This is a genomic window from Mesorhizobium sp., assembly GCF_024509055.1.
In the GTDB taxonomy this organism is placed as follows: Bacteria; Pseudomonadota; Alphaproteobacteria; order Rhizobiales; family Rhizobiaceae; genus Mesorhizobium.
On sequence record NZ_JANINM010000562.1, the window covers coordinates 1 to 7,892 of the forward strand.

Annotated in this window: 6 protein-coding genes; 2 read left to right on the top strand and 4 right to left on the bottom strand. The window is 64.1% G+C overall.

The features are described from left to right. A partial coding sequence (locus tag Q0L57_RS34040; RefSeq protein ID WP_296747654.1) for a transglutaminase family protein occupies nt 1-1,080 on the bottom strand: 1,080 nt, incomplete at its 3' end. Nucleotides 1,081-1,194: 114 nt separating this feature from the next. Continuing rightward, nucleotides 1,195-2,385, bottom strand: coding sequence for an acyl-CoA dehydrogenase (locus tag Q0L57_RS34045; RefSeq protein ID WP_296747656.1), 1,191 nt, complete (start codon nt 2,383-2,385; stop codon nt 1,195-1,197). A gap of 154 nt (nt 2,386-2,539) precedes the next feature. Between Q0L57_RS34045 and Q0L57_RS34050 the strand changes: the two genes are divergently transcribed. Together Q0L57_RS34050 and Q0L57_RS34055 are read left to right on the top strand one after the other, a co-directional pair. Beyond that, nucleotides 2,540-3,436 carry a LysR family transcriptional regulator gene (locus Q0L57_RS34050; RefSeq protein ID WP_296747658.1) on the top strand — a complete coding sequence of 299 codons (897 nt, stop codon included), beginning with the start codon at nt 2,540-2,542 and terminating at the stop codon, nt 3,434-3,436. Between the two features lie 295 nt (nt 3,437-3,731). Continuing rightward, nucleotides 3,732-4,094 carry a hypothetical protein gene (locus tag Q0L57_RS34055; RefSeq protein WP_296747660.1) on the top strand — a complete coding sequence of 121 codons (363 nt, stop codon included), beginning with the start codon at nt 3,732-3,734 and terminating at the stop codon, nt 4,092-4,094. A gap of 69 nt (nt 4,095-4,163) precedes the next feature. Here the strand turns inward: Q0L57_RS34055 and Q0L57_RS34060 are convergent, their stop codons facing one another. Further along, nucleotides 4,164-6,482, bottom strand: coding sequence for a Tex family protein (locus Q0L57_RS34060; RefSeq protein WP_296747661.1), 2,319 nt, complete (start codon nt 6,480-6,482; stop codon nt 4,164-4,166). 109 nt (nt 6,483-6,591) lie between these two features. Then, nucleotides 6,592-7,770, bottom strand: coding sequence for a serine hydrolase (locus Q0L57_RS34065; RefSeq protein ID WP_296747662.1), 1,179 nt, complete (start codon nt 7,768-7,770; stop codon nt 6,592-6,594). Nucleotides 7,771-7,892: the final 122 nt, after the last annotated feature.

The window sequence follows — 7,892 nt, forward strand, 5'->3', positions numbered from 1 at the left end:
GTCCGCCTTGTCGCGCTTGGTCGGGCCAACCGCCGCCGTGTTCCATTCGGCGGATTCGAAATCGTCGATCGACACGAAAGTCGGCTCGCCGCCCATGGTGAGACGCACGTCCTCATTCCGCAGGACGGCATCGACCTTGTTGCCCAGCGCATCGAGCGCCTGCCAGCTTTCGTCGGAGAATGGCTTGGTGATGCGTGGATGCTCGGCGATACGGTCGACCCGCATGTCGAAATTGAAATCGACATTGGCGAAGCTCGCCATGCCGGAGATCGGCGCCGCGTTGCGATAGTGCGGTGTCGCCGCCAGCGGCACATGGCTCTCCCCGGTGAGCAGGCCCGAGGTCGGATCGAAGCCGATCCAGCCAGCGCCCGGGATATAGACCTCGCACCAGGCATGCAGGTCGGTGAAATCGACAGCCGTGCCGGGCGGCCCGTCAAGCGATACGAGGTCAGGCTTCAACTGGATCAGGTAACCGGACACGAAGCGTGCGGCGATGCCTAGATTGCGCAGGATCTGCACCAGCAGCCAGCTCGAATCCCTGCACGAGCCTTTGCCCGCGGCAAGTGTCTCCTCCGGCGAATAGACGCCGGTCTCCATGCGCACGATGTAAGCAATCTCGCGCTGCAGCCGGGCATTGAGGTCGACCAGGAAGTTGACGGTGTTCGCCGGGCTGCGGTCGATGGTCTTGAGAAACGCCGAAAGCAGCGGTCCGGGCGGCTCCGGCGCCCGGTAGATGGCAAGGTCTTCCCTGATCTCTTCCGGATAGTCGAATGGAAACGTCTCGGCCGTCTCCTCGACGAAGAAGTCGAACGGGTTGTAGACCGTCATGTCGGCGACGAGGTCGACCTCGATCTTCAATTCCGTCACAGGCTCCGGAAAGACGAAGCGAGCCAGGAAATTGCCGTAAGGGTCCTGCTGCAGGTTGACGAAGTGGTTTTTCGGCTCGACCTTCAGCGAGTGGCTGAGCACTTTGGTGCGCGAATGCGGCGCCGGCTGCAGCCTGATCACCTGAGGCCCCAGCACCACCAGCCGGTCATATTTGTAATGGGTCAGGTGGTGGACGGCGGCCAGAATTGCCATGTTGCCCCGGAGAACGGCGTTTCAGTCGCCGAACCCTGACACATTTGGCCGCCATTCTCCAAGCGGATGTTCCACCGCGCCTGGTTTAGTGAACCGTTGCTGGCTCAAGACGGGTCAAAAGAAGGCCTGGATCCCCGTCTGTGCCCGGCCGAGGATCAGCGCGTGCACGTCGTGCGTGCCTTCATAGGTGTTGACCGTCTCCAGGTTCTGCGCGTGGCGCATCACGTGGTAGCCGATCTGGATGCCGTTGCCGCCATGCATGTCGCGGGCCTGCCGAGCGATGTCGAGCGCCTTGCCGCAATTGTTGCGCTTGACGATCGAGATCATCTCCGGCGCCATCTTGCCTTCGTCCATCAGCCGGCCGACGCGCAGCGAACCCTGCAGTCCGAGCGCGATCTCGGTCTGCATGTCGGCGAGCTTCTTCTGGAAGAGCTGCGTGCCGGCGAGCGGCTTGCCGAACTGCTTGCGGTCGAGGCCGTATTGCCGCGCCCGGTGCCAGCAATCCTCGGCGGCGCCCATCGCGCCCCAGGAAATGCCGTAGCGCGCCCGGTTGAGGCAGCCGAACGGGCCTTTCAAGCCCGAGACGTTGGGTAGCAGCGCCTCTTCGCCGACCTCGACGCCTTCCATGACCACCTCGCCGGTGATCGACGCCCGCAGGGATAGCTTGCCGCCGATCTTCGGCGCCGAAAGGCCCTTCATGCCCTTCTCCAGAACAAAGCCGCGGATCTGATTGTCATGCGCGGCAGACTTCGCCCAGACGACGAAGACGTCGGCGATCGGCGCGTTGGAAATCCACATCTTGGAGCCGGAGAGCCTGTAGCCGCCGGCAGTCTTTTCGGCCCGCGTCTTCATGCCGCCCGGATCGGAACCGGCGTCCGGCTCGGTCAGTCCGAAGCAGCCAATCCACTCGCCGGAAGCAAGCTTCGGCAGATACTTCTTGCGCTGCTCTTCCGAGCCATAGGCATGGATCGGGTACATGACCAGCGACGATTGCACGCTCATCATCGAGCGATAGCCGGAATCGATCCGCTCGACCTCACGCGCCACCAGCCCGTAGGTCACATAATTTGCGCCGAGCCCGCCATATTCCTCAGGGACGGTGATGCCGAGCAAACCAGCCTCGCCCATCTCGCGGAAGATGGAAGGATCGGTCTTCTCGTCGATGTAAGCTTCCTCGATGCGCGGCGCCAGCTTGTCGGCGGCAAAGGCCGCCGCGCCGTCGCGCACCATGCGCTCGTCCTCGGAAAGCTGATCCTCGATCAGGAAAGGATCGTTCCAGACAAAGGCGTTCTTTTCGGCAGCCATGGCGAAATCCTCGATTTGGTGCATGGCGCCCAAGATACTCCACAGCTTTGGGACAACGACATGCGCAAAACAAAAGTTGCCCGGCTTATCGGCCCCCGCAAGCGAAAAATCAAACAAAATTGCGTCACGGATCAATGAGCGTTAGTAATGGATCATGAGCGTCCAACGTCGCCTCCTACCGAACATCAGCGCGCTTGCCGCCTTCGAGGCGGTGGCGCGGTTGGGCTCCTTCACCGCCGCCGCGCGCGAGCTCGATCTGACGCAAGGCGCCGTCAGCCGGCAGATCAGCCTGCTGGAGGAGCAGTTCGGTCGCCGGCTGTTTGAGCGAGACAGCCGCAATGTCCGGTTGTCGAGCGCCGGCGAAATCTATGCCGAGGCAGTGCGGTCGGCGCTTGGCCAACTGCGCGATGCCGCGCTCGGATTGATGAGCAATCGACATAGCGGCGCTTTGAACCTTGCTATCTTGCCCACCTTCGGCACCCGCTGGCTGATGCCGCTGATCCCTGATTTTGTCGCTCGCCACCCCGACATCACCATCAACTTCGCCACCCGCATCGGCCGCTTCGACTTCGCCCGTGAACGGCTCGACGCCGCGATCCATCACGGCATGCCCGACTGGCCGGACGCGGACTGCACGCTTTTGATGCACGAGACTGTCCTCCCGGTCGCCGCGCCCGAATTCCTGGCCGGGCGCAAGGTGACCACGCCGGCCGATATCGGCCGCCTGCCATTGCTGCATATGGCGACGCGGCCTGGCGCCTGGAGCGAATGGTTCGAGCATCAGGGGCTCGATGCGCCGGCCGGACCGGGCATGCAGTTCGAGCAGTTCGGCACTGTCGCCCAGGCCTGCATGGCCGGACTTGGCGTGGCGCTGTTGCCGCGGATCCTGATCGCGGGCGAACTGCAGCGGGGCCAGCTGGCGCCTGCTCCAGGGCTGCCGATGCAGAGCCGGAGTGCCTATTATCTCGTCGTGCCGCACGACAAGCGCGGCCACCCGCCGGTCGCCAGTTTTCGCGACTGGCTGTTGACGCACGTCCAGTTCACAAAATAGCGAGCATCTTCGGAACAGCAATCAAGCCAAGTTGCTTTGGCCGCCGTCCGCAACGCCGCGCCTTCGCCAAGTAAAGACTTGGTCCTGGCCAACGAGATACGTAAGCGCCTCTCTCGATCACAGTCTCTCAACTTTCCGTTCCTTCCGCCTGCCGGAAACTGCGGCGGCCTTATATCAATCCTGCGGGCTACGAACCGCCGGCGATGACGGATCATCGCGACACGACGGAACCAGACGGCCCGTGTCGGGAAAGCGATGTCCATACCGCTTTCCTCGCAGAAGAGGAGGCGCCCCCATGCGCTCGTTCACACCAAAAATCATAGCAATCGCATCGCTTATGGCGGCGGTGCCGTTATCCAGCGCTTACGCGGTGCATCGTCACAGGATGGAACCGCAGGCAATGTCGACCGAGGACAGGGCCGTCATGGACCAGTTGGAGGGCGTGAAGCAAGGCATCGTCGAAGCCATGGATGCAAAGGCGATCACACCCCAGCAGGAGCACGAACTGATGATGCAGGCGGACTCTATCCGCTTTTCGGGTGGCGATCGGAACGTGCTGAGCCAGATCCAGAACGTTGATCAGCAGCTTCAGAACGATACAGGTGGTGGTATCTACATCGGCGACGGCGCCGATGGCGGTTACTACCCTAACGGCTGAAGCAGAGAGACAGTAGTGCCGCGGCGCATCCGGACGAAATCCGGGGGCGCCGACTTCTGATGAGGAGCGTTATTTTCGCTTCATCGCCTCTGCCAAAGCGGCGCCGAAGGCACCTTGCGAGGGTCGCTCCGGCTGGCCCTGCGGCGCCGGCGGGCGCGGCGCGGGCTTGCCACCGCCACTATCACGCGGCCCGCCTCGTGAGGCGCCGCCGTCGCCATCCTTGCGCATCGACAGGCCAATGCGCTTGCGCTTGATGTCGACATCGACGACCCGCACCTTCACCACGTCGCCTGCCTTCACCACCTCATGCGCATCCTTGATGAAGCGGTCGGCCAGTTGCGAGACATGTACCAGCCCGTCCTGGTGCACGCCAATGTCGACGAACGCGCCGAAGGCGGCGACATTGGTGACCGTGCCTTCGAGCAGCATCCCGGGTTTGAGATCCTTGATGTCGTCGACACCTTCCGCGAAGGTCGCTGTCTTGAAGCCGGGGCGCGGGTCGCGTCCGGGCTTTTCCAGCTCGGCGATGATGTCGCGCACCGTCGGCAGGCCGAAGCGCTCGTCGACGAAGACGCGCGGGTCGAGCGCCTTGAGCGCCGCGCTGTCGCCCATCAGCGAGCGCACATCGCGGCCGCAGGCGGCGACGATCTTCTTGGCCACGCCATAGGCTTCCGGATGCACCGAGGACGCGTCGAGCGGCTCCGCGCCGTTGGGGATACGCAAGAAGCCAGCGCATTGCTCGAACGCGCGAGGGCCGAGGCGGGAGACCTTGAGCAGATCCCGCCGGCTGGCAAAGGGACCGGTCGTGTCACGATGCGCGACGATTGCCTCGGCGAGCGAGGTGCCGAGTCCCGAAACCCGCGCCAGCAGCGGTGCGGAAGCGGTATTAAGGTCGACGCCGACGGCGTTGACGGCATCCTCCACCACCGCCTCCAGCGAGCGGCCCAGCCGGTATTGGTCGACATCGTGCTGGTATTGGCCGACGCCGATCGACTTCGGCTCGATCTTGACCAGCTCGGCAAGCGGATCCTGCAGCCGCCGGGCAATCGAGACAGCGCCGCGCAGAGACACGTCAAGGCCGGGAAATTCCGCCGCCGCGGTCGCCGATGCCGAATAGACCGAAGCGCCCGCCTCGCTGACGATCACCTTGAGCGGTTTCGGCCCAGTCCCGGCCGGCAGGTCCGACAGCATGTCGGCCACCAGCTTCTCCGTCTCGCGGCTGCCGGTGCCATTACCGATCGAGATCAGCTCGACCTTATGCTGGCGGATGAGCGCCGCGAGCTCGGCCTGCGTGCCGCGCACGTCGTTCCTCGGCGGAAACGGATAGACCGTCGTCGTTGCCACCAGCTTGCCGGTGCCGTCGACCACCGCCACCTTGACGCCGGTGCGTATACCCGGGTCGAGCCCCATGGTCGGCCGCGAGCCGGCAGGCGCCGCCAGAAGCAGATCCTTCAGGTTGCGGGCAAAGACATGGATCGCCTCTTCCTCGGCCCGCTCGCGCAGGTCGCGCATCAGATCGAGCGTCAGGTGCAGCGACAGTTTTATCCGCCAGGTCCAGCCGGCGACTTCCATCAGCCATTTGTCGCCAGGCAGCGAGCCGCTGATGGCATAGGCATTCGCGATCATGCGCTCTACCGGCTTCACCGGCGATTGGTCGTCGGCATCGACCTCGATGTCGAGCGACAGCACCTCCTCATTGCGGCCGCGCAGCATGGCGAGCGCCCGGTGGCTGGGCACGCCCGCCCAGCGCTCGACATGGTCGAAATAGTCGGAAAATTTCGCGCCCGCCTCCTGCTTGCCGTCGACGACCCTGGCGCGCAGGAAGGCACGTTCCTTCATATAGGCGCGTAGCTTGCCGACCAGATCGGCGTTTTCGGCGAACTGCTCCGACAGGATGTCGCGCGCACCTTCAAGCGCCGCCTTGGCGTCAGGTACCTCTTCCGTGACATAAGCGAGCGCGAGTTCGGCGGGCACCGCCGACCGGTCCGCGAGGATCGCCTCGGCGAGAGGCCCGAGCCCACGTTCCCTGGCGATCTCGGCCTTCGTGCGGCGCTTCGGCTTGTAGGGCAGGTAGATGTCCTCGAGCTCGGCCTTGGTGGCGGCCGCCGCGATCTTGGCTTCGAGGTCCTCGGTCAGCTTGCCTTGCTCGCGGATCGAACCCAGGATCGTCTCGCGGCGCGCATCGAGCTCGCGCAGATAGGCAAGCCGTTCGGAAAGATCGCGCAACTGAGTGTCGTCGAGGCCGCCGGTGACTTCCTTGCGGTAGCGCGCCACGAAAGGCACCGTAGCGCCCTCGTCCAGCAGCCCGATCGCCGCCGCGGCCTGCTCCGGACGCGAACCGATCTCGGCCGCGATGATTGCTGCGATGCGCTTGATGTCCGATGCCATGCTGGTTCCCGTCGAAAAAGAGCGGCGACCATAGGCCTGGACGCCCGCTCCGCCAACCGTGCCGGTTTCAACCGGCAGCGAAGGTCCACAGGAAACAGCGGCGACCGGCTCAAACCATCTGGCTGAGCGCCTCGAGGAAGGCGACGATGTCTTCGTCCAGCTTGTCGTCCACCGGCTCCGGCTGCGACGACATCTTGGCGATCACCACCTCGGTCTTCGGGTTGACGTAGAGCCACTGGCCATGAATGCCGATGCCGCAGAAGGCGCCGCTGTCCGCACCGGTCTGGTACCACTTGTTGCGGTAGCGCCCCTTCGGGAACAGGAACACCATCGTGCCGCGCTGCCAGGCTTCATGGCTGCCGCCGGTGGCGACTGTGTCACGGACCCATGCCTCCGGCAGGATGCGGCGGCCATTGGCGGTGCCGCCCTGCCGCATCATCTCGCCGATGCGGGCAAGGTCGCGCGGTGTCATCGACATGCCGCCGGCGGTGCGCGCCGTGCCTTCCATGTCGACCGTGACCGACATCTCGCTTGCCGCGCCCAGCGGCAGCCAGAGTTTTTCGCTGAGCAATTCGTTGACGCGCTTGCCGGATGCCCGTTCCACCAGGATGCCCAGCATGTCGGAATTGGGCGAGCGGTAGCGGTAGGTCCGGCCGTGCGGTTCGGCGAGACGCTGGATCGTCAACAGGAATGTGGCCAGGCTCTCGGAGCCGCCACCCGGATTCCACAGCGTCGAGCGGCGATAGCGGGCGAAGGCGCTTTCCGGATCGAGATATGCCTCCTCGAAGTCGAGGCTCACCGTCATGTCGAGAACGTTGCGCACGCTGGCATCGCCATAGGCCGAGCCCTTGGCCTCGGGAATGTATTGGGTGACCGGCGCTTCCGGGTCGAACACCCCCTCGCCTTCGAGAATGCCGGCAAGGATGGCGGTCACCGACTTGCTTATCGAGAAGATGATATGGCGCGCTCCGAATGCCATGTGTGGCGCCGACCAGTCGCCCACCAGCTTGCCCGCCTTCATGATCGACAGGCCGTCGGTGTCGGAGCGCTTCAGGAACGCCTCGACGGTTTCCGTGCTGCCGGCAAAGGTGGCCTTTTCCTCGAGCAATCCGCCAAGCGGCTTTGCCTCCTCCTCGCCACCGGTTGCGGCAGCGATATGCACGGACGGGATCAGTTCACCGACATTCTGGAACGCCCATTTGTTGAACGGCTTCTGCCGCCAGTTTTCGAGCCGCACATCCTTGCGGGCAAAGCGATATTTGGTCTCGAACGCGGTCTTGCCGGTCACGGTTTCCTCCAAGGTCTTGTCTCAGATGCTCAGGCGAGCGCGGCGGCGATCGCGTGCACCGCTTTCAGCGTCGCCACCGAATAGGCGGAATTGAGGAAATCCGGATAGGTCGAAAGCTTCAC